This window comes from Bacillus sp. PK6-025, from assembly GCF_056530265.1.
On sequence record NZ_CP096509.1, the window covers coordinates 1,338,546 to 1,364,400 of the forward strand.

The following is a 25,855-nucleotide window of genomic DNA, read 5'->3' on the forward strand; positions in this document are numbered from 1 at the left end:
GTATTTCAGTTATCATCCAATATAGCATATGCTGTACATGAAACAAAGAAGAAAGGTGACGGTTTATGTTTAAAGTACTGTTGGGGATCATCTCTGTAACGCTTATTTGGGGGTATACCTGGGTGACGATGAAAATCGCAATCACTGACATTCCCCCTGTTTTATTTTCGGCACTGCGGCTGTTCATTGGAGCCGTTCCTTTGTTTGTAATTCTCTTGATCAAAGGAAGGAAGCGTTCAATAGGAAAGGAGAATATCAAGCATTATCTGGTGATGAGTTTATTGATGGGTTTAGGTTATATGGGGGTGTTAACTTACGGCATGCAGTTTGTCGATTCGGGAAAAACGTCTGTATTGGTGTATACCATGCCGATTTTTGTCACTGTCATCAGTCATTTTAAATTAAACGAGAAAATCAATGTGTATAAAATGCTCGGTTTATTTTCCGGGTTGATCGGTCTTTTGTTTATATTAGGAGGAGGGATTCTGCATGTTGATCAAAATGTCATATTTGGAGAGCTTTGTGTTTTAATCGCAGCGCTCAGCTGGGGCATCGCCAATGTATACAGCAAACTGAAATTTAAAGATACAGATATGATTCATATGAATGCATGGCAGCTTCTCACAGGGGCGGTGATGTTATTGATCTTCTCTTTTATACTGGAACCGGCCCGGCCGATTCACTGGTCAAATGAAGCGATCTTATCTCTTTTATTTAACGGTTTATTCTCTACGGCTTTGACGTTCGTCATTTGGTTTTGGATCCTGAATCAAATCGAAGCGTCAAAAGCATCGATGGCTTTAATGTTTGTTCCCGTATTAGGCCTTTTATTCGGCTGGCTGCAGCTGCATGAACCGGTCACAATCAGCATCCTGATCGGCGCCTTCATGATCTGCATCGGGATTTTTATGAATACTTATCAATTTAAAAAGGTGTAAAAAAAGGCAGAGGGTCTATATGGTATGATGAAATGGGAGGGAGATTTTATGAAAATCGAACACATCGCTATATGGACGAACAATTTAGAGGAAATGAAAGACTTTTATACCCGGTTTTTTCACGGAAAGGCGAATGAAAAATACGTCAATCCGAAAAAGCATTTCGAATCCTATTTCATTCAGTTTGAATCGGGAACACGGCTTGAGCTGATGAGACGTCCCGACCTTGCAAAAGGAGAGGAAAACGCTTCCGGCTATGCACATATGGCGTTTTCCTTAGGGTCGCGGCAAGAGGTTGACGAGATGACGAGCCGCTTTGAAAAGGAAGGATACCAGGTTGCCGGAAAGCCGCGCGTCACGGGTGACGGGTATTATGAAAGCGTCATCCTGGATCCTGACGGCAACATCGTTGAGCTGACCGTTTGACGGAAAAAAGCTAATGTCCGTTTTTAGACATTAGCTTTTTTCGTTTAGATGGCAGCATCGAGCTGATTGATTTTCCATTTGTTGTCTTCTTTCACAAACGTGATCTTTCTTTTCGCAGTCACTGATCCATCCAATGCCGGTACGGAAAATTCATAGGTGCGGGTATTGTTTTTTTGAGAAATCAGTTTGATTGTTGCTTTGTCCCATCCTAAGAGGTTGTCCCCATCGCCGACAGGAACGGCCATTTTTCCTTTATAAGACATAATGTTGTATTTTTCAAATCCTTTTTTAATGGCGTCTTTTGTGAAAACCGGTGCCAAGTAATCTGTTAACTTTGCTTTTGTGCTGAATTCACTGCACATATACGTATATGGAAGACCGCGGTATTCAAATGTTTTGGTTTGGCAAGTTGAGTTTTTCGCTTTTGGATTGTGGCCGCTCATCGTATTCCAAAAGTGCTCCCGTGCCTGCAAAGTCATTTGCATGACTTGTTTATTTGTTAAATTCCCTGATGTTTGGTTTTTCGCTGCGAGAGATGCTCCGGCAGGTAAGATGAGTAAAACAGCTAATAAACAAACGATTAACTTTTTCATGTTCCTCTCTCCTTAAATATATCTCTTATGTTACAAATGTTACAATAATTACAGATGGATTACAAGAGATTTGCGAGAAAAATTTTCCTCCGCTGTTTTCTAATATATGACGACATAAAAGCGACTGGGGTTATATGTTTAGGAAAATAATTTACGTCTATTGATTCGTTTTCCCGAATTTCTCTTCTCATAAACACAAAAGCTTCATGTTGAAAAAACATCTTATACTGAAAAAGAATTCCAGCTTGAACCAGCGTCAAGAGCAGGAAAGAGGACGTCTGAAACATAAAGGAATCATGTTGTTGAAAATCAGAATTTTACATAAAATCAAACTTTATCAGTAAAAAAACTGTAACGAAATTCGCATCAATCTGTCATAGCGGTGACATTTTGCTGTGTTACGATTTTCCCTGTTAGTTTCAAAAGGGCTAACAAGGGAGGATTTAACTTATGAAGAAGACAATCATGTCCTTGGCTGCAGCCGCAGCTATGTCGGCGACTGCATTCGGAGCGACTGCCTCAGCAAAAGAAATCGAAGTTCAAAAAGGAGACACGCTCTGGGGGATTTCTCAAAACTACGGAATGAACCTCAAGGACTTAAAAAAATGGAATCAGCTTTCATCAGACCTGATTTTACCGGGTCAAAAGCTGAACATTTCTTCTCAAGAAGAAAAATCTGAAGAAAAGCAGTACACCGTTCAGCTAGGGGACACGCTCTCAAAAATCGCAAAAGAGTTCGGTGTAACTGTAAGCGATCTTCAAAAACGGAACAATCTGAAGTCGGACCTGATTATTGCAGGGCAAACGATTGCGATAAATGGAGAAGCAGGAGAGGCTGCTGCTGCAGCGCCTGTGAAACAAGAGTCCGCGCAAAAACAAAACGATCAGCCTGTCAACGTGCAAAAGGAAATCACAGTGACAGCAACTGCGTATACGGCAAATGACGGGGGCATTTCAGGCATCACAAAAACGGGAGTCGACCTGAATGCGAACCGTGATGCAAAAGTCATCGCGGTTGATCCAAGCGTGATTCCGCTCGGTACGAAAGTATATGTGGAAGGCTACGGCGAAGCGACGGCTGAAGACACCGGAGGCGCCATTAAAGGCCATAAAATAGACGTATTTATTCCAGATAAAAAAGACGCTTTCAATTGGGGCGTCAAAACCGTAAAGGTCAAAATTTTAAACTAATATCAAAAAATGCAGGAGGCGCTTCATGCCTCCTGCATTTTTTTGATGGATCGATGTTTATGCTGGATGATGTTCCCCGCGACTGCTTTTCACAAAAACCGAAATCACAAGAGCAGCTGCTGCAAAGACGATGGCTACGAAATAAACCATATGAACGCCTTCTGTCATACCTTGCATGTGCAGCTCCTGACGGCTGGCTCCTGAAGAATGCGCGATAAAGCGATTCGAAACGGTCGTCAGAATTGTCGTGTACAATGCCGGACCGATGGCCCCTGACACTTGATTGACCGTATTCATAATCGCCGAGCCATGCGGGTACAGCGGTTTGGGCACCTGGTTTAAACCGAGCGTCATGATCGGAGCCATCGTTAACCCGACGCCGAGTGTGAAGCCGGCGTACAGCATCATTCCCGCCGCCATCGGCGTATCGCTTGAAATATTCGTAAACAGCGAAAGGACGGCAATCACAATGATCAACCCGGTGATCAACAGCGGTTTAAAGCCAAGCTTATCAAACAGGCGTCCTGCAACAAGAGATGTCATCGCCAGGACAAGGCCGCCCGGCAGCATAAGAATGCCTGTATAAAGCGGTGACAGCTCAAGCGCCATCTGGAAGTAAAGCGGCAAAATCAGCATCATCGAAAACTGTAGCATCATCACGATCCACATCAGGATAACCGAGACGGAAAATATTTTTGACTGAAACGGCCTCATATCAAGCATCGGCACTTTCAATTTGAGCTGGCGCATGACGAACAATATTAATCCGATGACACCGGCTGCCAGTCCGATGATCACTTTCGGACTGCTCCAGCCCGCAGCTTCCCCGGCGTTGCTGAAGCCGAAAACGATTCCGCCAAACCCGACAGTCGATAAAAGAATAGATAATATGTCAATTTTCGGATACGTCAGTTCGGTTACATTTTTCAGGCGGAACGCCGCATAAAAAATCATGAAAACCGATACTGGCAGCATCATGAAGAAAACAACGCGCCATGAATAATGCTCGACAATATAGCCTGAGATGACCGGACCGATCGCCGGGGCAAATAAAATAACGAGCGTTAGGATTCCGGTCATCGTTCCGCGTTTTTGCGGCGGAATCAAAGTCAATATCACATTCATCACAAGCGGCAGTATCAAACCTGTACCTGAGCCTTGGATGATCCGTCCGGCGAGAACGAGCGGGAAGACCGGAGCGATTCCGGCCAGAAAGGTTCCCGCCGTAAATAATGTCATCGCAGACAGAAACAACTGCCTTGTCGTAAAGCGCTGCATTAAAAACGCAGTAATCGGCACGGCGATGCCGATCATGAGCATATATCCGGTTGACAGCCACTGGGCCGTATTCGCTGAAATGCCGAAATCGTCGATGATCTTCGGCAAAGCCACATTCATGACCGTCTCATTAATCAGAGCGAGAAAATTTCCGACGATTAAAATGGCGATAATCATGAAGGAGCCTTTTTTAGCATGTTCCATTTGCATTTCCCACCCTTTATGATCGTTTTAGTAAAAAAGGAATTTGTTCGGCGGCTGCACTGAGGGGCCGACCGTTTTTTTTCGTCACTGAGAGCACATACGCACCCTCAATCATCGCCTGTATCGCGACGCTCAGCGTCTCGGCCGTTTCCGGCGCGTAGCCTGACTGGAGCAGTTTATCCTGATAGACAAGCTGCCAGTCTTGATAAACCTGTTCACAAGTTTGGCGGAGCCTTTCGCTGAACGACCACGTTTCTGCGGCGACGGATACGATTGGAATATCATCGTTTTCTTCCATGATGTATTCCTCGATTCCGTCAGCCATCATCTGGATATAAGATTGAAACGCCTTGACAGGATCAGCTTCTCGGCTGATCGCTGACAATATATACGCTTTGATTCTTTCCCCGGTTAATTGAATCGCCTCTTGCGCCAGTTCTTCTTTGCCGCCGGGAAAATAATAATAAAGCGATCCCCGCGGCGCTCCGCTTTCGGCTGTGATTTGGCTCAGACCTGTGGCATGGTAGCCTTGTTTGCGGAACAATCGTGAAGCCGCCCGCAATATTTTATCGCGGCTGCTCATTTTTTCTGCCATCCTATCATTCCCTTATGATTTTATACTGATCGGTCTATATAATTTTAACGAAAAAAAAGACCTTTTTTGAAGGCCTATTTTAGAAAAAGGACGATTTGTCCATATTCGGTTCACCGGGAATCCGCTGAAGGCTTCAGAAAGCCGGCAAGCAGCGGCGCCACAGCGATCACTGCCAAGATCGACAAAAGGCTGTCAGATATGAGGTGAACAAAAGTGGAATTGATGGTATAGAGTGCGAGCACCGTTAAATAAACGGCCAAAAAAACGTAGCCGAAGATTTTCTTGCGGAACGGTTTTTTGAGTTGAATAAAAAGAAACAATCCGGCCATTAAAATGATAAACGTCACAGTTCTATTCTCCCTTCGCGAATGTTTCTCAATCCTCGTATGTCCGGTTTCTTTCTTTGTTGTCTTCAAATGCCAGCTGAATGACGAATAAAAACAGACAGGCGATGATTTCCACATCCAGCGGGATGGTGATGCTGTCCATCAATTCATCAGCGAGATGGATGGCAAGCCACGTAAAAAAACATTCGATCATAAAGGTCACAGCTTTATGACCGATCATAAAGCTCAAAATCTTTTCCGGGATTTCAAACAGCGCGCCGAGGCCAAAGGATAAAAGGATATACCAGAAGAGCGACCAGGGCGATTCGTATGTCACGCCGAAAATCGCGAAAAAACCGGCGACGCCGAAATAATAAGACCCGAATAAGAGCGTAAACACAGTGAGGATCAAAAGAAAGATCAGAGTCACTGCGAGCATGGTACCGAGAGTTTTTTTAATCATTAAACATTCATTCCTAATCATGCAGTGTATATTCATGATATCAGAAAAATATCCGGTTGTGAGTTATTAATGAGATTTTGGGGTTAAAGTTTGTGTGGAAGGGGGGAGTGGAGAGAGCGTTCTGAAAAATTCCTTATGGGTTTTTCGAGACCTAATTAATTACCATATATCATATTTGGAGCGTTTTCATTAGGGCTGCAAAGAGGATAGGATCCCAAATGAAAAAGGCTGTCAGCCGGCAACCTTACTTTGTTAATCATATTTCGTATTTGCTTGTTCTAAAACCGACGTGTTTACTAGAAGAATTATTTTCGTGCCTTAGGTGATTTTCGATTTTGGTTCAATTGCTTTAATCTTTTAAATCTCATAAAGAGATTTTTATTTTCCTAGAGGGAACATATTTACAACCGCTGCGACTCCCGGTACACTACATAAAAACAGGACAGGCAGGTGCAAAAAATCAAGAGATGAAGCAGGCTTTAACTGACCAATACGGCAGCTTTACAGAGATGGCAGAAAATGAAATAGAAGGAACCGATTATTCGGTGGCTGCGCGGGATGCAGGGAGCGCACTGCTTGTGATGGCTCCCCACGGGGGCGGGATCGAACCGGGCATCAGTGAAATTGTCAGGGCTTTTGCAGCGGGTTCTTCGGTTTATTTATTGGAAGGATTGAAAAGGCGCGGCAATAAGAGTCTTCATGTGACAAGCGCCCATTTTGACTGCCCGCTTGCCGTGCGAATGGCTGCAGGACATCGATACATACTGGCGTTCCACGGATATGACGAGCCTTTCCGCCGGCATACGCTCATCGGGGGGACAGATCGAAGGCGCGCCTTGTTGTTTGCGGAGACATTGGAGAAGCACGGATTTTCTGCGGAGCTGGCGGCTGAAAGGGGATATCTTTCAGGTACAAACCCTGCAAGCATCAACAATCGCTGCCAAACAGGGTTAAGCGTGCAATTTGAAATCAGCACTGCCCAGCGGAAGGCGATGTTTGAGCAATTCACATTAAAGGGCAGGCGAACGTCTCAAAATGAGGTGTTTTCCCGCTATGTCAAAGCTTTGAAGGCAGGAGCCCGCATCGCATATGGGCCGAGTGCAGCCGGGAGCTGAGCCGGCTGTTTTTTATTTTCTCAGCATATACGCCGGCCGGCTTTCTGCCGCGACCATTTTGCCGACGCCGTTTGCCGTTGTGTACGGGCGGCGGGTTTCCCGGCGGTAGCGTGCAAGTTCGTCTTCTTCTTTAAGGCGAGCAGCATTCGCTGATTCGCTCTCTTGGGAAAGGCTCGCCATCCATGCCTCATGAAACTGGATCCCGGCTTGCCGTTTTTCAAAGAGCTCGATCCGTTTGACAGCGAACGATTCCGTGACTTTAAAGAGGTCGGCGATCATTTTAGCGGCTTGGCATCGCAGCTGGGGAAAATCCATTTTTAAAAGCATAAAAGTAGGGACGCAAAAATGGTACATAAATTGATTGGCCTGGAATTCCTGCAGCTCCCTGAACATCTGATTCATATAAAGCTGGTTTCCCGCGTGCTTTAATACGTGGCATAACTCATGGGCAAAATCCTCCCACTGCTTTTCCTTTGAAAGGCTGCTGTTGAGAATGATGCTGTACATGCCGTCATGCTTAATCATCATGCTGTTGACATTTTCATAGTGAATCCAAATGTTAAAATGAGCGGCTATGCGATTCATATCAATGTGGTGGGGTTCAAAAAAACCAAACTTTTGATACATATTTTTGACGTATTCTTCTAGGTGAGATAAGTAAAACTTCAATACGAGACACCCTTTCGAACAAATGTTCTGTTTTTAGCGGGAAAGAAAAGCCCGTCAAAGGGGCTGTCATGTTTTCATGCAGATCTATCATATACGATGAGCAGCCTCTTTAGCAAATCTTTCCCTTTTTTATCGTCTTAACTATTAAATCGGCGCTCACCAGGTAACGTTTAATAGAAATTCCTTTTTTATCCGTTTTGTTTATCTCCGGGCTTTCGTTTTTTCTCTTTTTCTTTTAAGTATTGAATGAACTCGATGGCCTGCTGTCTGCTTTCGGGGGAAAATTCCTGCATGTCTCGGTATGCAATTTGCAGATCCGGATCTGCGATTTCGTCTTCAATCGTTTTTTTCTTTTCCGTTCCTGTCAACAGATAGTCAATCGTCACTTTATAGTAATCGGCGAGTTTTTTTAATGTTTCATAGTCCGGCTCGCTTCTTCCGTTTTCGTAATGGGAGTAGCGGGCCCGCGATACACCGATCTGCTTTGCAACTTCTTCCTGTGTCCGTTTTCCTCTCAGGCTCTTCAGTCTGCCGCCTAACATAGAATGACCTCTCTTCCTCAATTCGGCATGTTTATCTCTATTATAGATACAAAATGTATCGAAATAAACATATGATAAAAAAAGTATCAAAAAAGTATTGATGATAAGAAGTGTATCATATATAATCAAATCATCAGATACGTATTGTATCAAAAACAGGGAGTGAGAACATGTGCGAAAACGGTTGATCGAAGAGCGTTGTAAGAGGGGATGGACCCAAAAGCAAGTGTCGGAAAGGCTTGGACTCTCCGAGGTTTATGTTCGCAAAATCGAAAGGGGAACACGCAATCCCGGCAGAGAAACGATGCTGAAATTCGAAACGCTTTACTCAGTTCCTGATCGATTGCTGTTTCCCGATCTTTTTCAGGTCTGTTTGGATACATATTGTATCAAAGGAACTCTGTATGAAAGAAGGCGATGTCATGAATCTTGAACATCCGATGGTCACACACATTCGAACGCACGGCTATCCAAAGGAAGCCGACAGAGAGCAAATGCGAAGACATGGCGGACCCGCCGGATATCCACAAGGAGGCAGAATGGGTAAAATTGTGATTTCCTACAGCTCAGACCGTTTTGATCAATGGCGGCTCGGCGAAGCCGGGGGATTCATCGCTTTTACGAAAGACGGAAAGCCTGTATTCCAATTCGATCGTAAAGGCCAATACGAACGGTATCTCAGACTGAACCGCAGAAGGCAGAAGGAAGGGGGAAGATGAATGTCCTGTCCTCTCGATCAAAGCTATCCCTTTTCCGTTTACTCAGGGCTTTTAACACCTGTGCACTACGAGAAAATAGGCAATGCCATTTGGCTGTTTTTATGGTGCATCAGTTCAACAACTAAGGAAATCGAACGCGATGGGATGACATGGGGCATCGTGCTCGGCAACAAACCGCTGAAAGCCGCAGAACTGGCTCTTCAATTCGGCGTCAACGAAAAAACGGTTAGAAGATGGCTCGCTCTTCTCGAACGAAACGGCTACATTGCAGTCACAAGAGCGCCTTACGGAATGATTTTGTCAGTCAGACATTCAAAGAAATTTGCCTATGCCAGCCATGTCCGGTCAGGCAGTTCTGTTCGGACAGAAGAGACTGGCCGTGCGGACATCCTTGTCCAATCCAATAAAGATATCACACAAATCAACACAAAACATAATATGACTTCCATAAAAACAATAGCAGACCGATTTGCCGCCCTTAGGTCTTTGCAGGAAGGAAAGCCTGTCCATCCCTCGTCAAAAGACTACCAGGCCATCGCCCGGATTGTCGCCCGCGGAGTGTCTCTTCCGCAAACAATCAAATGGCTTGAACAATGCTTTGAAGAGTATGAGGCGCGGCGCCGAAGCCGCAATGAAACGATCAAGGTCTTCAGCTACTGTGAAAAATATATTATCGGCCGGCTGGCTGAAGCGGAAGAGAAAACAACTGTCAGGAGGGAGAACAATGTCCAAAAGAACAATCGAAGAGATCATGGACGAACTGAGAAACAGGAGCTGTCTATCACAGGGGGACAAACCGGAAGAATCCGCCGCAAAACGGTATGACTGTCCGAAATGCAAAGATGAACTTGGATTTATCGAACGGCGCGAAACGATGGAAGTATGGGTATCATGCGCCTGCCGCGAATGGCGGAAAGCGCAAAAGCTGTTGAAATCGAGCGAAATCACCGAACAATTTAAAAACTTAAATTTTGCTCAGTTCAAGACGAAAGGAAAACACCAATCTGTAAAAGAGGCGTATGAATGCGCCGTTGAATATGTACAAGCTTACCGGGACATCCGGGAAAGCCGCAAAAACAGCATCGCGCTCTTGGGACGACCCGGTTCAGGGAAGACTCATTTGCTGACGGCCGCCGCCAATGAGCTGATGAGGAAGCATTTCGTACCCGTCCTTTATTTTCCTTTTGTCGAAGGATTCAACGATTTAAAACAGGATTTCTCATTGCTTGAGGATAAGCTGAACCGGATGAAGCGAGTCGAGGTGCTGTTTCTTGATGATCTGTTTAAGCCGGTGGGAGGCAGGCCGCGGGCGACGGAATGGCAGATCGAACAGACATATGCTGTCGTCAATTACAGGTATTTGAACCATAAGCCGATCATGCTGTCCAGCGAGCTAAGCGTTGAAGAAATTGTCAGCATAGACGAAGCGCTCGGAACGAGGCTGGTTGAAATGTGCCAGGACTTTCTCGTCGTCCTGAACGGGAGCTCTTTCGGCATCAATCATAGACTGGAGGGGATGGTTTGATGTGCCCGCTATGTAACGGGAGAAAATCAGTCCACCAGGACGCAAGGATCGGAACGATGTTCTGCGCTTGTCCAAACTGCCGCTCTGAAAGCGGCGATTTGACGGATGTGATCAAACATCTGGAAGCGCTGATTGCAAAAATGAAAACAAGGGTGAAACAAGGTGCTTAAATGTTTAAAAGCGATGATTCTCATCATCTGGACAGCGGCAAAAAGAGACGCACAAATGAAACGATGGCACGAAGAAGACGGAAAGTGAGGAAGACAAACGTGAAGAACGAAAGTGCGACGTACAGCCCGTCACCATGGCGCGTTGTCAGAACAAATAGCGACCTGTACATTTATTCAGCTTACAGTAAAGCCGAAAAGAAACGGTTTCCTTATTCCAGCGGGCGGGTGATTGCCAAAGTCGCCGACTACAGCGCATATTCCAAGGAAAAAAATGCCCGCTTAATCGCCGCGGCTCCCGAACTTTTGACCGCAGCGAAGCTCACGCTTGCCTATTTGAAGCGAAAACGGCCCGCTCGCTCTAATTCAGTTGAGAATCAATTGATAAATATTTTAGAAAAAGTCGTCACAAACGCGGAATTTGAAGAGGAGGAAAATAGATGAACCATCCGGCAAAGATACAAGATATTCACGATACGACGGTTGCAAGCCGCCTTAAAAAAGGAAAGGTGACAGTGATCGTTCTTGATGGAATGAACGGCACAGCTTGGCAGGCCGAGGCGCCTGAACACGGCAAAACCGTCATTGAAACGAGAAAGGGAGACCTCGCAAGGGTCGAATTTGAAATCGGCTATAAGCTATAGCTCTACAACTTGAATATTTGTCCAAGACGGAAAGCCTGCGGACGCTGATCAGATGCACATCTTACTGTGCGGCTGATTGGTGTCCTTTTTTATTTCAAAAAAACGGAGGTACAAAAAATGGAAGATTTGCTTTTCGAATATAAAAGAGCGCTGAAAAACACGAAAAAACTGTATCGGGCCTATCAGGATGAACAAGGGCTGACTGCTGAACAATTGAAAGATAAAAAACTGATCAGAAACATGATGACCGATTTGGAATATGTGATCGACTGGCTTGAAAACGGAAGGGAGCCGGGAATCAGAAGGGCGATTGACAGGCGAGACGCTTATAAACGGATGCTACTGAAAGATCCGCTGATCATCGACACGTTCTCAGAACAGATTGCATTTGAACCGGCTCAAGAAGTGTCAGCGTACGATAAAGCCCGGATTGAAACCGCGCTGTCTGCCCTTACGGCACGCGAAAAAGAAATCTTCATTTTACATAAGGTCGAACAGTTTTCCTATGAGCGGATTGCCGCCATGCTCGGCATCAAAAAGTCTACTGTTCAAACCAATGTGAAACGGGCACAGCTGAAAATCGCGAAACAAATCGAAAAGCCTCTCGATTGTATGGCATAACGATATATCTGTCTTTTGTCATACGTTTGCCACCTATAAGTGAAAAGAGGGACATGGACGTTTGTAATATTAGAAACATCTGATCAATGTAAGATCGCAAACTTTTGCCAGAATAAAAAGAACTGAAAGGAGGTGAACAATTTATGCGCAAGGGTGAGAAATACAATAATCAACTTCATTAGCTATGCTGATACACAACAAACAACGGGACACGCTATCATGGACAGGTACAAATAGTACATGGAGGTCAGCGCTGTATAAGGTGACTTTAATAAATTTTCAAGCCGGTCTTGGTGCTCAATCATCTGGCGCAAAAGAAGAGCGGGTCATCTCGTATAACGTACTGCAAGTGTTTGACCAAAAAGCGAAAACTATCACATTGAGAGCCAGTTCTCAAAAGATAAGAACGAAAGCAAATTGGTACATTCCATAAAACAATAAAGGAGAAATGTAATATGCCTTGTTCAACACTCTATGACATTTACCGTATAAGACTATGTACGGATGCAGATTCTTACTCGCCCAAAGCAACCTCTATTGATGTTGTTGCCAAGTATGGAGGTGGGAGTATAGCAAATTTTAAGTATACACTTTCTGCAGAGGTTTGGAATAAAGACTATTGGGAATCTCGTAAATTGCTGACAGGTTCTTTTAAAAATCAGACACCGACAAAAGTATTTAAAATTTCGCAGCTTAAATTAAAAAAGGGGAAAAATAGTGTTCGGATAAAAGGATATTTTCATGATACTGTGAATGGAAGTCATTTCCAAGAACAAACGCCTGCTTTTATTGTTAAGCGGTAAAGCCATCACCCCTTAAAAACTGGACCCTACTCTCGCCGAAGGCGAGAGTGTTTTTTAGATAGGAACATTTTGAGGAGGTGGAATAAAGGAGGTATGCAAAATGTCTCAAACACAGGAAATAGATGTCTTTCAAAACGAGATAAAAGCACTGAAAGCTGATCAAAAATCACTCGAACAGCGCGTCAGCACACTCGAACGAACATCAGACCGCCACGATCAGCAAATCATCTCGATTAACGAAAAGCTGAACAAAATCGAAGAGAATACAACTTGGATCAAGCGCAGCATCACAGGCGCGATCATTACAGCGGTCAGCACCGGCATCATCGGCGGAGCGATCGCTGTTTTTTATAATTTATTGCAGAGATAAGGGAGGACAAGATGATGAAACATATTGACAAAGGCACGGTCGTCAGAACGGTGCTTCTTTTTATTGCGCTGGTCAATCAGACGTTGATCATGTTTGGTAAGCCAGTTTTGCCGGTCGCCGAAGATCAGATTCATACATTGGCGGATGCCCTGTATTCGGCAGGGTCTGCGGCTTTTACGATCGTTGCATCACTGGTTGCCTGGTATAAGAACAACTATGTGACGAGCAAAGGGAAAATGCAACAAGAGGTTTTACAGAAAAAAGGTTTAACGAAATGAAGCCGTCTTTGAGGCGGCTTTCTGAATTGAATGTGAAAAGGAATGATGAAGTTTGGTCAAAGTCATCAAGAACTTTGTAAAAGTCAATCAATACACCCGTCCAGGGCTGAAGCTTACGGCAGTCAATGGAATTGTCATGCATTGGACGGCGACGCCCGGGGCCTCCGCTTTAAATGAGCGCAATTATTTCAATGGCACTTGCATTATTGACAAGCGTTATGCCTCGGCTCACTATTTTGTCGACCGCCATGAGGCACAGCATGTTATTCCCGATCAGGAAGTCGCTTATCATGCGCATGATCAAAACCGCTGCTATGTCAGCTTCCTGAAGCCGAATGCCAATACCGTGGCGCTCGGGGTCGAAATGTGCGTGGAAAAAGACGGTACCATCCATGAGGAGACGATTCGCAATGCGGCGGAGCTTGTAGCGGATTTGTGCAAGACATACGGTTTGTCCACAGATCGGATTGTCCGCCATTACGATGTCACCAACAAAAGCTGTCCAACCCCGTGGGTGAAAGATGCCGGCCAATTGTCAGCTTTCCGTAAAAGAGTAGACGCCCTTTTGGGAACGAAAACCGTATCCGTGTCGGCTGCCTCCACCAGCAAAACAAGCTCATCGTCGGGCATTATACTCAAAAAAGGAATGTCAGGCGCTCATGTGAAAAAGCTGCAAACGCGCTTGATCGCGGCCGGTTTTTCGCTGCCCAAATACGGGGCGGACGGAAGCTACGGAAACGAGACGGTGCAAGCGGTTGCTTCTTTACAAAAGAAAGCGGGAATTAAAGCCGATGGCATTTACGGCCCGGCAACTGAAAAAGCCCTCACAGCCGCTGAAGCGTCAGCGGGCGGTAAGAGCAAGACATGGACTCTTCCCGCCGGCATTTATAAGGTGAAAAGCCCGCTGATGAAAGGAACGGCCGTCACACAAATTCAGACAGCCCTTGCGGCTCTTTATTATTACCCTGATAAAGGGGCCAAAAACCACGGGATCGACGGATACTACGGAGTGAAGACGGCAAACGCGGTGAAACGTTTTCAGTTGATGTACGGTTTGGGGGCGGACGGAATATACGGACCGAAGACAAAAGCGAAAATCCTTGCTCTCTTGAAATAAAGGAACTTTTAAAGTTCCTTTATATTTTTAAAATTTTCAAAAATATATATTCACAACCATACTTGTATGGTAGTATGGCAGAGAGGAGGTGAGAGTCATGACAATGAAACAGTTAAACCCGCGGTCTGTCAGAGACCAAATCTATCAGATGCTGAAGGAAGAAATCATGAAGTTTCGGCTTGTGCCGGGTGAGCTGATATCGGAAAAAGAGATTTCAGAACGGTATGAAGTCAGCCGCACTCCGGTCAGAGAGGCTTTTTTGCAGCTGTCGAGAGAAGGGCTTCTCGAAGTCTATCCGCAGAAAGGAACCCGCGTATCGCTAATTGATCTTGATCTGGTGGAGGAAGCGAGGTTTATGCGGGAAAACCTGGAAAAGGCTGTAGCTGAACTGGCGTGTGAAGACTTTCCGGAGGAAGCTATGTTTAAGTTGGAGCAGAATGTGAAGATGCAGGAATTATCGATTGCACAGAAAAACTATGAAAGTTTGTTTGAATTGGATGAAGCTTTTCATCAGGCGATTTTTGAAGGCTGCGGAAAAGCGAATGTTTGGGCTGCGATTCAGCAGATGAACGTTCCCTTCCAAAGAATCCGTTTATTAAGGCTTGCCGCCGATTTTAACTGGAATACCATTCATCAGCAGCACGGGGCATTAACAGAAGCGATTCGAACAAAACAGAAGGCGAAAGCTAAGAAAATTGCCGAGGAGCATTTGCAGCTGGTCATCGTCGATAAACAGATGCTCATTAATGAGTTTCCCGGTTATTTCAAAAGTAAGCGCTTTTAAAGGAGTGGTGATGTGAAAGCTGCGGTGATGACGAAGCCATTTTCAATTGAATTTCGCGACGTTCCGCGTCCCGAACCGGCCAGCGGCGAAGTCCTTGTCAAGGTAAAGGCCGCCGGGATTTGCGGCAGTGATGTGCATTTTTACGACGGTTCAAATCCATATGCACAGTACCCTCAGATTTTTGGTCATGAGCTCGCAGGCATCATTGAAAAAACGGGGGCCGGGGTGAGGGAGCGATCCGCGGGCGAAAGGGTCGTAATTGAACCGGCTATTCCGTGCGGAGGCTGTTACCCTTGTCGGAAAGGGAGGACAAACGCCTGTGTGAACATCGATATGATCGGATCGGTTCGCAGAGGAGGCTTCGCTGATTTTATCATTGTCCCGGAAACGCATGTCCATCCGATTCCTGAGCAAATGGATTTTGCAGCCGCAGCGTTGTGCGAGCCGTTTTCCATCGGAGCGCAGGCGGTTCGGCGGGCAGCTATTCAAACAGGCGAAACGATTGTCATATTGGGAATGGGTCCGATCGGGTTAACGATTTTGGCACAGCTTAAAAAGCGCTTTGACTCCCGTGTAATCGCTGTCGATCCCGTACGGGAAAGGCTTGAGCTTGCCGAAGCATTCGGTGCGGATTCCGTTATACAGCCTGGTGAAGAGGATGCCGAGCAAATGATTCTGAAGCTGACAGACGGAGAAGGAGCGGGGATTGTGTTCGAAGCGGCCGGGATTCCCGCGACGATTGAGCAATCCGTCCATTTGGCAGCTGCCGCCGGGCGCATTGTCATTGTCGGCTTAACGGGGGAAAATGTGACGATTCCGGGTCTTCTTCTCACAAAGAAAGATATTGAAATTTACGGAACAAAACACAGTGTCAATCAATTTCCCGACGTCATTCAATTTTTGAATGAAAACCCCGAAATAGCCCGATCTTTTGTCACTGAGATCATGCCTTTTACAGAAATAGAAGAGGCGTTGAAAAAAGCGAAAAACTGTCCCCATCAGGTCACAAAGATCATTTTATCTTATTGAATCGGTGAGGAGGAAGTGTGATGAAAATGGTTTTCAGATGGTATGGAGAAGGAAACGACTCCGTCACCCTTGAGCAGATCAGGCAAATTCCCGGTGTAGAGGGGATCGTTTGGGCGCTTCATCATCAGCCGCCAGGTGAAGAGTGGCCATTGGAAGAAATGTTAGAAGTGAAGCGGCAGTGTGAACAGCACGGTTTTCACATTGAAGTTGTTGAAAGCGTTAACATTCATGAGGATATTAAGCTCGGGCTGCCGACGAGAGATCTGTATATTGAAAAATACAAGCGAACGATTGAAAATTTGGCCAAAGCCGGCGTAAAAGTGATCTGCTACAATTTTATGCCTGTATTTGACTGGCTGCGGACCGATTTATACAAAAAGGCTCCAGACGGTTCCACCGCTCTGTTTTATGAGCACGCAAAGGTGCACACAATCGATCCTTTTGCGCTTGTCGATCAAATCGCCAAGCATCCCGAATTCACGATGCCGGGCTGGGAACCGGAGCGGCTGGAGCATCTGACAAGGCTGTTTGAAGCCTATCAAAATGTGACGGAGGAGGATCTGTGGAGCCATCTTCACTATTTTCTTGAACACATCATTCCAACCGCCGCACGCTGCGGAATCACAATGGCGATCCATCCCGATGATCCGCCGTGGCCGGTTTTCGGACTCCCGCGCATCATGACCTCAGGAGAAAGCATCGGTCGGCTTCTCCAGCTTGTCGATCATCCGGCTAATGGTGTGACACTGTGCAGCGGTTCATTGGGCGCAAATCCCGAAAATGATCTTACCGCCATGATCCGTGCGTATGCCGACCGGATTCCCTTTGCCCATATCCGCAACGTCAAAGTCTACGAAAACGGCGATTTTATCGAAACATCGCACAGAACAAAAGATGGCACCGTTGACATTTGCGGGATTGTCAAAGCCTACCATGAAACAGGTTTTTCAGGCTATGTACGTCCGGATCACGGCCGCCACATCTGGGATGAAAAGTGCAGGCCCGGCTACGGACTGTATGACAGGGCGCTCGGTATCATGTATTTATGGGGCATATGGGATTCGCTTAATAGAGAAGAACAGGGGGCTTCACAATGCTTGAAATCCATGAAAATTTAGCGGGAAAAACTGCGGTCATCACAGGTGGCAGCGGGGTGCTTTGCGGCGCGATGGCGAGAGAGCTCGGCCGGCAGGGTATGAATGTTGCCATTCTTAATCGAACCGTTGAAAAAGGAGAACTCGTGGCCGAAGCTATTCGAAAAGCCGGCGGCGCAGCGATTGCCGTTGAGTGTGATGTCATCAATCAACGAAGCGTTGAACGGGCGAAGCGCATTGTGGCCGACCGATTCGGCGGCTGTGATCTATTGGTGAACGGGGCCGGCGGCAATCACCCCAATGGCACGACATCAGATGAAACATTCAACTCCGAGCACCTCTTCCAGGACAACATCAAGACATTATTTGATCTGAACTGCGATGATGTCGGTTCTGTTTTCAATTTAAACTTCCTCGGTTCTTTCATTCCAACACAGCAATTTGCAAAAATGATGCTGAACCAAAAAGGGGCATCCGTGATCAATATTTCTTCAATGAGCGCTCAAACTCCGATGACGAAAGTGCCTGCTTACAGCGCTGCGAAAGCGGGCATCGACAATTTCACGAAATGGCTGGCCGTCTATCTGGCCGAAACGGGGATTAGGGTCAACTCCATTGCCCCGGGATTTTTCCTAACCAATCAAAATGAACGGCTTCTTCTTGATCAAAACGGCGAATTTACCGACAGAGCAAAGAAGATCATCTCTCACACCCCGATGAAGCGTTTCGGCAGCCCGGAAGATTTGCTGGGGACGCTGCTTTGGCTGGCGGATGAGAATATGTCCGGATTTGTTACCGGTATAACAGTGCCGGTGGATGGCGGGTTTACGGCTTATGCCGGTGTCTAAACGATGCGATAAAGGAGGCCGATACATGAAGCAGATTGTGTGTGAAAAGCCTTATCATTTTAAAATGACGGATGTGAAAATACCGGAACTTAAGGATGGGGAAGCATTGGTCCGCATCAAACGGATCGGAATTTGCGGGACCGATTTTCACGCTTATTGCGGAAAACAGCCGTTTTTCTCTTATCCAAGGGTGCTCGGACACGAGCTGTCCGGTGAAATTGTCAGCATCGATGATACCGGCGGAACGCTTAAGCCTGGCGATCAAGTGTCAATTATTCCTTATTTGGAATGCGGAACATGCATCGCCTGCCGGCACGGCCGGCCCAACTGCTGCGTGAATCTGAACGTCCTCGGTGTTCATACAGACGGGGGCATGCGGGAATACATAAACATCCCGGCAGACCACCTGTTAAAAACAGAAGGATTGACGCTCAGCGAAGCTGCTGTCATTGAATGTTTGAGCATCGGCGTCCACGCTGCAGAAAGGGCAAATATCAAAAAAGGGGAAGCGGTGCTTGTCGTTGGAGCGGGTCCTATCGGGCTCAGCGTGATGAGATTCGCAAAATTGAAGGGGGCGAAAGTCATCGCGATGGATGTCAGGAATGAGCGCCTCACATTTAGCCGTGAATGGGCTGAAGCCGATGAAGTTGTATTAGCGGGAGAACATGCGGCGGATGAGATCAAACGGTTGACGAACGGCGACTATCCGGCGGCTGTCTTTGACGCGACAGGGCACCTTGGATCGATGAACAGCGCTTATCAGTACGCCGCACACGGGGGCCGGCTGATCTATGTTGGGCTGGTTCACGGCCATCTGGTCATGCCCGATCCTGAAATCCACAAGCGGGAGCTGACCATTTTATCCAGCCGCAACGCATTAAGAAGCGATTTTGAGACGGTGATAAAAGCCATCAGGGATGGCGGAGCGGATGCGAACCGGTTTGTTACCGGACAGATTGCGTTCCGCGATGTTGTTGACGGATTTCAATCAGCACTTGCTCCGGAAACCAATCCTGTGAAAGTGTTGATCCATCTGTAATACCACACAAAATGAAAGCGTTTTCTAAATTCCGGAAAGAGGGGGTTGCCCATGTTTTCAAACGGCCGCGGGTTTGTCATCGTGATGCTTTTTCTGGCGGGAGTGATTAATTATTTGGATCGTTCAGCATTGTCTGTCGCCGCTCCTTTTATTCAGGAAGATTTGAACATACGTCCGGCGCAGATGGGCATGTTGTTCAGCAGTTTTTTCATCGGATATGCCATCTTTAATTTTATCGGCGGCTGGGCATCAGATAAGTATGGAGCGAAACATACGCTGTCGGCTGCAATGGTCGTATGGTCGGTTTTCAGCGGGGCCATTGTACTGACATATAATTTCGTCTCACTGTTTATCATCCGCGTCATTTTCGGCATGGGGGAAGGTCCGCTGTCAGCTGCAACGAGCAAGTCGGTCAACAATTGGTTTCCGCAAAAAGAAAGAGCAAGGGCGCTTGGCATGACGATGTGCGGAACGCCGCTCGGCGGAGCCATTTCAGGACCGATCGTCGGATTGATCGCGATCCATTGGGGGTGGAAGGCTTCCTTTGTGTTGATCATGATCATCGGGCTTATCTGGACTTGGTTCTGGATGAAATTCATGAAAGATAAGCCGGACGACTCCCGCAGTTTGTCCCCTGAAAAAGAAGCGCGTCCGAAAAAGGATACCGGCATCCCGCTGTCTTTTTATTTGAAGCAGCCGACCGTGCTGTTTACGGCGTTCGCATTCTTTTCTTACAACTATATTTTATTCTTTTTCTTAACGTGGTTTCCGAGCTATTTAACGTCAGCCCGGGGGCTGAGCATACACGATATGAGCGTTGCAACGATGATACCGTGGGTTGTCGGATTTCTCGGTCTCGCGCTTGGGGGATTTATATCGGATTATCTGTTCAGGCTGACGGGCAAACAGATGTTTTCGAGAAAAGCCGTGCTTGTGTGCTGCCTTTTGGCTGCGGCGGTATGCATTGGATTTGCCGGGCTTGTCACGACTGCGTTTGGAGCTGTTGCCCTTGTCGCACTATCGGTTTTCTTTTTGTATTTGACCGGCATCACATACTGGGCGATTATACAGGATATCGTTCATCCGGACAGGGTCGGGGGCGTGAGCGGATTCATGCACTTTCTTGCCAATACGTCCGGTATTATCGGTCCGACCGTTACAGGGTACATCGTCGAGTATACCGGGGCTTTCACAAGCGCTTTTTTGCTTGCTGGAGGGCTGGCGGTGGCAGGTTCTATTTGCGTCGCTTTGTTTGTGAAACCGATACGTTCTGAGAAGCTGCCTCAATCTGTTGCAGAAGGCGGACAGGGGCATCCTTTATGATGCACATACTGCTGAAGGCATAAAAAACCCCCTTCTCAGCAGGGAAGGAGGTTGAAAGTTCAGGCTTCACGGTTTGTTTTTTCTTTTGTTCAGCGTTTTAATGATTTTCTCGCTTCTTCTTCTGAGAAGAGAGGTATAGTCTGACAGGCCAAATTTTGCGAAATCGACGTGTTTGACTTGTTTTTTCAGTTTTTTCACAGCATCACCTAATTCAGCGCTTTTAGTTGATTGGTTTATTGTATGTATGAAACGGGAAAACGGAATAAGGACGGGAGAATTTTCCCGTCCTCGTTAAGCTTTTTTTCTTTTATACTCGCCGATCAGCCGTTCGTTTTGCCGGAAAATCCGTTCGGTATGGGGGCTGACTTCGTATTTCGCGATATTGGTTTTGGATTGTTTTTTAAACATTTTAAAGGCGAGGCGCTTTTTTGCGCTTTCATGGTCTTGCTGAAAAGCAGGCTCCATCAGTCGTCACCGTCCTCTTCGTTTGGTAGCAGAAGATCATAGATGCTTGTTAAAGAAGTAAACAGGAGGTAGTCAAATTCTGTGACAAGGTCTTCTGAGGTTAACTTCATGACATAGTCAAAATCGTGGATGGAAAAAGGAATGAGGACCATTTTTCCGTTTTCTTCATAATAAACGTCTTTGCGCTCAAGCTTTTCTTGAACATCGAAGCGGTTTTCCATATGCTCAAGCAAATGATCCTTGCTTTCTTCTGAATTATATTCGCAAAGTGCAGCGGATATATTCATTTTTTCGGCAAACCGTTTGATGAGCTTTTCGATCCCTTCTGCATATGCTTCTATATTTCCATAATAGATGTGGATCGGTTCGTTTTTCAATAGGTATTGAAACGTTTTCAGCCTGTTTTGATATGTGTGGAGGAGGTCGTTGTTTTCTTCGAGAAGCATTCTTGTGTCTGTCGCGAGTTCGGAGCTGCCGAGCTTTTTAAAGTAAGCGTTTAAGAAAATAAAAGCGTCTGTCAGCGTGAAAAAAACGGCAACGATCAAGTAATGAAGCGGGTTTGTGAAAATCGACTGCGGATCGTGCGTCCAATAAATCACGGCGCCGATAACATAAAGCAGGTACCAAGTTTTTCGGATCGCGACCGTTTTTTCGGTGAGCTTTTTTTCAAAACGCCACACGGCAGCCACATACAGAGCCAGCGCCAATACAATGAGCCAAACAAGGAATTGATAAAATAGCAGCATAACTGGTTTCCCTCTTCCCGAGAAATAGTGCAGTTCCTATTCTATTGTTATGCCGGCTTTCTTTTAAACATGAAAACTCCCGTCCTGGATTCGGACGGGAGTGTGCTGATTAAAAGAATAAATCTAGTATGAAATAGGCAAATGCACCGATGGTTGCCGAAATGGGAAGGGTAATGACCCATGTGATCAACATCCGCTTTGCGGTGCCCCAGTTTACGCCTTTCACCCGGTGGGAAGCGCCTACGCCTAAAATGGATGAAGAAATGACGTGTGTCGTGCTGACAGGCAAATGGACGATCGTCGCACCAAAGATGATGAGGGCTCCCGTCAAATCTGCAGAGACACCGTTGACGGGACGGATCTTCATGATTTTTCCGCCGACGGTTTTGATGATTTTCCAGCCGCCGACAGATGTTCCGAGTCCCATGGCTGTGGCGCATGCAAGCTGCACCCAGAACGGGATGTCAGTTGTACTGTGCAAGTTACCCGCAATTAAAGCCATCGTAATGATACCCATCGCTTTCTGTGCATCGTTCGTGCCGTGTGTATAGGATTGTATGGCAGCTGTCGCGATTTGAACGCGACGGAACCGCTTATTCGTTTTGGCCAGATTGCTGTTCTTAAAAATGACTTTGACGATGCTGTAGATCAAATATCCTAAAACAAACGCCAAAATGGGCGATAATATAAGTGCTTCGATAATTTTAATAAATCCGTGGTATTTAATCGCGGCGAATCCTTCCGATGCGATGACAGCTCCGGCAATCGCTCCGATGATCGCGTGGGATGAGCTGCTGGGAATGCCGAAATACCAAGTCACCAGGTTCCATGTAATGCCTGCGATAAGAGCTGCAAGGATCACGACCGATCCGTTTTCCAGTTTGAAAGGGTCGGCGATGTCGCTCGTAATGGTTTTCGCTACGCCTGTGAACGTCATGGCGCCGGCGAAGTTCATAACTGCCGCCATTATAATGGCGTGCCTTGGTTTTAACGCTTTTGTCGATACCGAGGTGGCGATCGCATTTGCCGTATCATGAAAACCGTTGATAAAGTCAAATGCCAAAGCAAAGATGACAATCAGTATGGTTAATACAAATAAAAGATCCATTATAATCCCTCGTTACGCATTTTTCATTATGATGGTTTCTAAATTGTTTGCTACACTTTGGCATGAATCTGCGATTTCTTCTAGCGTCTCATAGATTTCCCTGTACTGGATCACTTTAATCGGATCGGTCTCTTTCCCGAAAAGATTCTTCAGCGATTTGCGGTGCAGGTTATCGCAGTTATGTTCGTATTCTTTAATTTTAATGGCGTGCGGCTGAATTTCTGTCAGGCGATTTTCCGCCAGCAATTCAATTGTCAACAGAATTTCTTTTGCGCATTCTCTGATATAGCCGCTGAATTTATCAATATGCTCATCTGAAGATGTGATCGAGAAGATTTCCATCATGGCTGAAAAGTGTTCGATACCGTCGAGTACATCATCGAGGCTGTTTGTAAGCTGAAGGATGTCTTCGCGTTCGATCGGCGTGATAAATGCTTTGTTCAGCTCCTTAATCATCGTATGTACATAATTATCTCCTTTTGTCTCATACTCTTTTAAGGTATCCGCGAATTCTTTAAGGGTTGTCTGATTCGTCACTTTATAGTTAACAAAATACTCAGCTGTTTCGTCTAAATTTTTTGCAATTTCCGTCAAAAGCACGGAAAACTTGTCTTTTTTTCTTTTCAACATTTGTAACCCTCCATTGTTTAAATGAGACAATGCACACATCAAAATATTATATAACTTTTTGTCGAAAAAAAACAGGTGCAGTCGAAAAAAACCATTTAATTTTTAGATATTCACATCTTTTAGGTGGGCGCAAGCACCAGCTGCCATCCGGGATTTTATGATGATAATAGGCGTTTTCTCCTTTCAGCTAATTGTGTCAAAAGAACGAATGACAGGATTTTTTTGAGGAATTTGGGAGTTTGGGTTCAAAAAAATAGAAAATTGGGAGTTTTCCTTATTTTCAGTTCGCTTTCCTGTTATAGTAGTAATAAACTGGAAAGGAAGGTGATCTGATGAGACGGTTAGCTTTCTTAGTTGTTGCGATGTGCTTGGCGGTTGGTTGCTTTTTCAGTCCGGTGTCAAAAGCAGAAGGGGTTATGAGCGGCGGAGATGGTGATAAAGTCGCCGTCGGGAAAGACGGTATGGTGGCTACGGCCCATCCGCTTGCATCAAAAATCGGAGCCGAGGTGTTGAAAAAGGGCGGGAATGCCATTGATGCAGCAATTGCGATTCAGTATGCTCTGAATGTAACGGAGCCGATGATGTCGGGAATCGGCGGCGGTGGATTCATGATGGTCTACGATGGCGAGACGAAGGAAACGTCGATCGTCAACAGCAGGGAGCGTGCTCCACAGGGTGCCGAACCTGACATGTTTTTGGATGAAGACGGAAAGGTGATTCCTTTTTCAGAAAGGTCGAGACACGGAAATGCGGTCGGTGTGCCGGGAACGCTGAAAGGGCTCGAAGCAGCGCATAAAAAGTGGGGAACGAAGAAAATGGAAGACTTGATATCGCCTTCCGTTAAGCTTGCAGAAGAAGGGTTCCCGATCGATTCGGTTTTGGCCGATGCGATAAAGGACCATCAGGACAAGCTCAGCAAAACGGCCGCAAAGGATATTTTCCTTCCCGACGGTGAACCTTTGAAAGAAGGTGATATCCTCGTACAAAAGGATTTGGCCAAGACGTTTAAATTAATACGGAAAGAAGGGTCAAAAGCCTTTTATGATGGAGAAATCGGCCGGGCGATAGCAGATGTCGTGCAGGATTTCGGGGGTTCGATGACACCTGATGACCTGTCCCGCTATGAGGTCACAACAGATAAGCCGATCTGGGGCGAGTACCACGGCTATGATATCGCAAGCATGCCTCCTCCAAGTTCAGGCGGAGTGTTCATGCTGCAGATGCTGAAATTGATTGATGATTTTCATTTATCCCAATACGATCCAAAATCATTTGAAAAATATCATCTGCTCGCGGAAACGATGCACCTCGCCTATGCGGACAGGGCGGCATATGCGGGCGATCCGGAATTTGTCGATGTTCCGCTCTCAGGGCTGCTCGATCCCGATTATATTAAGGAGCGGCAGCAGCTGATCAGCCTTGATTCGATGAACCGCGATGTGAAAGCAGGCGATCCATGGAAATACGAGGCGGGAGAGCCGAATTATGAGATCGTGCCTCAGCCTGAAGATAAGACGATCGGGGAGACGACGCATTTTACCGTCACGGACCAGTGGGGCAATGTTGTCTCTTATACGACTACGATTGAACAGCTTTTTGGAACGGGGATTTTAGTGCCCGGGTACGGACTGTTTTTAAACAATGAACTGACCGATTTTGATGCGGTTCCAGGCGGAGCGAACGAAGTTCAGCCGAATAAAAGGCCGCTTTCAAGCATGACGCCGACGATCGTTTTTAAAGACGAAAAACCGGTGCTGACTGTCGGTTCCCCGGGAGGAACGACGATCATTGCTTCCGTTTTCCAGACGATCTTGAATTATTTTGAGTACGGCATGAGCCTTCAGGATGCGATTGAAGAGCCGAGAATCTATACGAACAGCCTGACTTCTTACCGCTATGAATCGGGAATGCCGGAGGATGTCAGACTGAAGCTCAATGACTTCGGCCACAGATTCGGTGCGAATCCGGTTGATATCGGCAATGTCCAAAGTATTTTCATTGACCGGGAGAACAGAACGTTTATGGGGGTTGCCGATTCAAGCAGAAACGGGACGGCGGTCGGCGTCAACATTAAGACATCGGCTAAATAGCGGAAGCAAGGGCTTGGTCTAAGGCTTTTAGATCAAGCCTTCTTCCGTCTGTCAGCGGGGAAAAGAGGATTTTTTTCGAAAGAAGAGAAATATATTTTTTGTAAGCGTTTACTAA

General features: G+C 46.2%; 35 protein-coding genes. 23 read left to right on the top strand and 12 right to left on the bottom strand.

Annotation, left to right across the window (positions count from 1 at the left end; all coding sequences use genetic code 11):
• Positions 1–65: 65 nt before the first annotated feature.
• Both M1D67_RS06795 and M1D67_RS06800 read left to right on the top strand, forming a co-directional pair.
• The gene (locus M1D67_RS06795) at positions 66–938 is read left to right on the top strand and encodes a DMT family transporter (protein WP_020450995.1); all 873 of its coding nucleotides are present in this window, start codon (positions 66–68) and stop codon (positions 936–938) included.
• A gap of 48 nt (positions 939–986) precedes the next feature.
• Positions 987–1,364 (top strand): VOC family protein, encoded by a 378-nt coding sequence (locus tag M1D67_RS06800; RefSeq protein ID WP_023856701.1) that lies wholly within the window; start codon positions 987–989, stop codon positions 1,362–1,364.
• Between the two features lie 44 nt (positions 1,365–1,408).
• Here the strand turns inward: M1D67_RS06800 and M1D67_RS06805 are convergent, their stop codons facing one another.
• The gene (locus M1D67_RS06805; RefSeq protein WP_023856702.1) at positions 1,409–1,957 is read right to left on the bottom strand and encodes an IseA DL-endopeptidase inhibitor family protein; all 549 of its coding nucleotides are present in this window, start codon (positions 1,955–1,957) and stop codon (positions 1,409–1,411) included.
• 450 nt (positions 1,958–2,407) lie between these two features.
• Here M1D67_RS06805 and M1D67_RS06810 point away from each other — a divergent pair, with 450 nt between their 5' ends.
• Positions 2,408–3,148, top strand: a complete 741-nt coding sequence (locus M1D67_RS06810; RefSeq protein WP_025811608.1) for a 3D domain-containing protein — start codon at positions 2,408–2,410, stop codon at positions 3,146–3,148.
• A gap of 57 nt (positions 3,149–3,205) precedes the next feature.
• Here M1D67_RS06810 and M1D67_RS06815 read toward each other — a convergent pair whose 3' ends face one another.
• From M1D67_RS06815 to M1D67_RS06830, 4 genes are all read right to left on the bottom strand, one after another.
• Complete coding sequence (locus M1D67_RS06815) at positions 3,206–4,630, bottom strand: DHA2 family efflux MFS transporter permease subunit (protein ID WP_026579875.1); 1,425 nt, start codon at positions 4,628–4,630, stop codon at positions 3,206–3,208.
• Positions 4,631–4,646: 16 nt separating this feature from the next.
• A complete protein-coding gene (locus tag M1D67_RS06820) occupies positions 4,647–5,225 on the bottom strand; it encodes a TetR/AcrR family transcriptional regulator (RefSeq protein WP_026579874.1) in 579 nt (192 codons plus the stop codon).
• Positions 5,226–5,335: 110 nt separating this feature from the next.
• The gene (locus M1D67_RS06825; protein WP_020451001.1) at positions 5,336–5,572 is read right to left on the bottom strand and encodes a hypothetical protein; all 237 of its coding nucleotides are present in this window, start codon (positions 5,570–5,572) and stop codon (positions 5,336–5,338) included.
• A gap of 28 nt (positions 5,573–5,600) precedes the next feature.
• Positions 5,601–6,014 carry a regulatory YrvL family protein gene (locus tag M1D67_RS06830; RefSeq protein WP_023856707.1) on the bottom strand — a complete coding sequence of 138 codons (414 nt, stop codon included), beginning with the start codon at positions 6,012–6,014 and terminating at the stop codon, positions 5,601–5,603.
• Between the two features lie 467 nt (positions 6,015–6,481).
• Between M1D67_RS06830 and M1D67_RS06835 the strand changes: the two genes are divergently transcribed.
• The gene (locus M1D67_RS06835; protein ID WP_020451003.1) at positions 6,482–7,129 is read left to right on the top strand and encodes a poly-gamma-glutamate hydrolase family protein; all 648 of its coding nucleotides are present in this window, start codon (positions 6,482–6,484) and stop codon (positions 7,127–7,129) included.
• 12 nt (positions 7,130–7,141) lie between these two features.
• On the opposite strand, the gene M1D67_RS06840 is transcribed toward M1D67_RS06835, so the two are convergent.
• Together M1D67_RS06840 and xre are read right to left on the bottom strand one after the other, a co-directional pair.
• Positions 7,142–7,798: an ImmA/IrrE family metallo-endopeptidase gene (locus tag M1D67_RS06840; protein ID WP_020451004.1), complete on the bottom strand. Its 657-nt coding sequence runs from the start codon at positions 7,796–7,798 to the stop codon at positions 7,142–7,144.
• Between the two features lie 188 nt (positions 7,799–7,986).
• Complete coding sequence (gene xre / locus M1D67_RS06845; protein ID WP_020451005.1) at positions 7,987–8,340, bottom strand: HTH-type transcriptional regulator Xre; 354 nt, start codon at positions 8,338–8,340, stop codon at positions 7,987–7,989.
• A 172-nt stretch (positions 8,341–8,512) separates the two neighbouring features.
• On the opposite strand from xre, the gene M1D67_RS06850 reads away from it, so the two are divergent.
• The 18 genes from M1D67_RS06850 (at position 8,513) to M1D67_RS06935 (ending at position 20,701) form a co-directional block, all read left to right on the top strand.
• On the top strand, positions 8,513–8,773 hold the full coding sequence (locus M1D67_RS06850) for a helix-turn-helix transcriptional regulator (RefSeq protein WP_095323648.1): 261 nt from the start codon (positions 8,513–8,515) through the stop codon (positions 8,771–8,773).
• Positions 8,763–9,059, top strand: coding sequence for a hypothetical protein (locus tag M1D67_RS06855; protein WP_033155144.1), 297 nt, complete (start codon positions 8,763–8,765; stop codon positions 9,057–9,059). The genes M1D67_RS06850 and M1D67_RS06855 overlap by 11 nt, the downstream gene beginning before the upstream one ends.
• Complete coding sequence (locus M1D67_RS06860) at positions 9,060–9,884, top strand: helix-turn-helix domain-containing protein (protein ID WP_095323647.1); 825 nt, start codon at positions 9,060–9,062, stop codon at positions 9,882–9,884. It abuts the gene before it with no gap.
• The gene (locus M1D67_RS06865) at positions 9,784–10,584 is read left to right on the top strand and encodes an ATP-binding protein (RefSeq protein ID WP_095323646.1); all 801 of its coding nucleotides are present in this window, start codon (positions 9,784–9,786) and stop codon (positions 10,582–10,584) included. Before M1D67_RS06860 ends, M1D67_RS06865 begins: the two co-directional genes overlap by 101 nt.
• A complete protein-coding gene (locus tag M1D67_RS06870; RefSeq protein WP_165768809.1) occupies positions 10,584–10,754 on the top strand; it encodes a hypothetical protein in 171 nt (56 codons plus the stop codon). Before M1D67_RS06865 ends, M1D67_RS06870 begins: the two co-directional genes overlap by 1 nt.
• Before the next feature lie 99 nt (positions 10,755–10,853).
• Entirely contained in the window at positions 10,854–11,195 is a 342-nt protein-coding gene (locus tag M1D67_RS06875) for a hypothetical protein (protein WP_023856714.1), read from the top strand.
• Entirely contained in the window at positions 11,192–11,395 is a 204-nt protein-coding gene (locus tag M1D67_RS06880; protein WP_020451011.1) for an XtrA/YqaO family protein, read from the top strand. The genes M1D67_RS06875 and M1D67_RS06880 overlap by 4 nt, the downstream gene beginning before the upstream one ends.
• Before the next feature lie 117 nt (positions 11,396–11,512).
• Positions 11,513–12,016 (top strand): sigma-70 family RNA polymerase sigma factor, encoded by a 504-nt coding sequence (locus M1D67_RS06885; protein ID WP_020451012.1) that lies wholly within the window; start codon positions 11,513–11,515, stop codon positions 12,014–12,016.
• Between the two features lie 455 nt (positions 12,017–12,471).
• Complete coding sequence (locus M1D67_RS06890) at positions 12,472–12,819, top strand: hypothetical protein (RefSeq protein WP_479831691.1); 348 nt, start codon at positions 12,472–12,474, stop codon at positions 12,817–12,819.
• 100 nt (positions 12,820–12,919) lie between these two features.
• Positions 12,920–13,189, top strand: a complete 270-nt coding sequence (locus M1D67_RS06895) for a hemolysin XhlA family protein (RefSeq protein ID WP_479831692.1) — start codon at positions 12,920–12,922, stop codon at positions 13,187–13,189.
• Positions 13,190–13,203: 14 nt separating this feature from the next.
• Positions 13,204–13,467, top strand: a complete 264-nt coding sequence (locus M1D67_RS06900; RefSeq protein ID WP_026579849.1) for a phage holin — start codon at positions 13,204–13,206, stop codon at positions 13,465–13,467.
• Between the two features lie 52 nt (positions 13,468–13,519).
• Entirely contained in the window at positions 13,520–14,584 is a 1,065-nt protein-coding gene (locus M1D67_RS06905) for a peptidoglycan recognition protein family protein (protein ID WP_479831693.1), read from the top strand.
• 97 nt (positions 14,585–14,681) lie between these two features.
• Entirely contained in the window at positions 14,682–15,368 is a 687-nt protein-coding gene (locus M1D67_RS06910; RefSeq protein ID WP_023856728.1) for a GntR family transcriptional regulator, read from the top strand.
• Positions 15,369–15,380: 12 nt separating this feature from the next.
• The gene (locus M1D67_RS06915) at positions 15,381–16,397 is read left to right on the top strand and encodes a zinc-binding alcohol dehydrogenase family protein (RefSeq protein ID WP_479831694.1); all 1,017 of its coding nucleotides are present in this window, start codon (positions 15,381–15,383) and stop codon (positions 16,395–16,397) included.
• A gap of 20 nt (positions 16,398–16,417) precedes the next feature.
• On the top strand, positions 16,418–17,515 hold the full coding sequence (uxuA, locus tag M1D67_RS06920; protein WP_035338920.1) for a mannonate dehydratase: 1,098 nt from the start codon (positions 16,418–16,420) through the stop codon (positions 17,513–17,515).
• Positions 17,491–18,339: an SDR family oxidoreductase gene (locus tag M1D67_RS06925; RefSeq protein ID WP_195257763.1), complete on the top strand. Its 849-nt coding sequence runs from the start codon at positions 17,491–17,493 to the stop codon at positions 18,337–18,339. Before uxuA ends, M1D67_RS06925 begins: the two co-directional genes overlap by 25 nt.
• A 25-nt stretch (positions 18,340–18,364) precedes the next feature.
• Positions 18,365–19,378: a zinc-binding alcohol dehydrogenase family protein gene (locus M1D67_RS06930; RefSeq protein WP_479831695.1), complete on the top strand. Its 1,014-nt coding sequence runs from the start codon at positions 18,365–18,367 to the stop codon at positions 19,376–19,378.
• Positions 19,379–19,429: 51 nt separating this feature from the next.
• On the top strand, positions 19,430–20,701 hold the full coding sequence (locus M1D67_RS06935) for an MFS transporter (RefSeq protein WP_479831696.1): 1,272 nt from the start codon (positions 19,430–19,432) through the stop codon (positions 20,699–20,701).
• Positions 20,702–20,767: 66 nt separating this feature from the next.
• On the opposite strand, the gene M1D67_RS06940 is transcribed toward M1D67_RS06935, so the two are convergent.
• The 5 genes from M1D67_RS06940 to M1D67_RS06960 all read right to left on the bottom strand — a co-directional run bounded on the left by M1D67_RS06940 (position 20,768) and on the right by M1D67_RS06960 (position 23,650).
• Positions 20,768–20,899 (bottom strand): hypothetical protein, encoded by a 132-nt coding sequence (locus tag M1D67_RS06940; RefSeq protein ID WP_023856733.1) that lies wholly within the window; start codon positions 20,897–20,899, stop codon positions 20,768–20,770.
• Between the two features lie 93 nt (positions 20,900–20,992).
• Positions 20,993–21,166, bottom strand: coding sequence for a type II toxin-antitoxin system SpoIISB family antitoxin (locus M1D67_RS06945; RefSeq protein WP_023856734.1), 174 nt, complete (start codon positions 21,164–21,166; stop codon positions 20,993–20,995).
• Positions 21,166–21,912 (bottom strand): type II toxin-antitoxin system SpoIISA family toxin, encoded by a 747-nt coding sequence (locus M1D67_RS06950; RefSeq protein ID WP_023856735.1) that lies wholly within the window; start codon positions 21,910–21,912, stop codon positions 21,166–21,168. The genes M1D67_RS06945 and M1D67_RS06950 overlap by 1 nt, the downstream gene beginning before the upstream one ends.
• 109 nt (positions 21,913–22,021) lie before the next feature.
• Positions 22,022–23,020 carry an inorganic phosphate transporter gene (locus M1D67_RS06955; RefSeq protein ID WP_075212749.1) on the bottom strand — a complete coding sequence of 333 codons (999 nt, stop codon included), beginning with the start codon at positions 23,018–23,020 and terminating at the stop codon, positions 22,022–22,024.
• 12 nt (positions 23,021–23,032) lie between these two features.
• Complete coding sequence (locus tag M1D67_RS06960) at positions 23,033–23,650, bottom strand: DUF47 domain-containing protein (protein ID WP_023856737.1); 618 nt, start codon at positions 23,648–23,650, stop codon at positions 23,033–23,035.
• Between the two features lie 332 nt (positions 23,651–23,982).
• On the opposite strand from M1D67_RS06960, the gene ggt reads away from it, so the two are divergent.
• A complete protein-coding gene (gene ggt, locus M1D67_RS06965; protein ID WP_025811589.1) occupies positions 23,983–25,740 on the top strand; it encodes a gamma-glutamyltransferase in 1,758 nt (585 codons plus the stop codon).
• Positions 25,741–25,855: the final 115 nt, after the last annotated feature.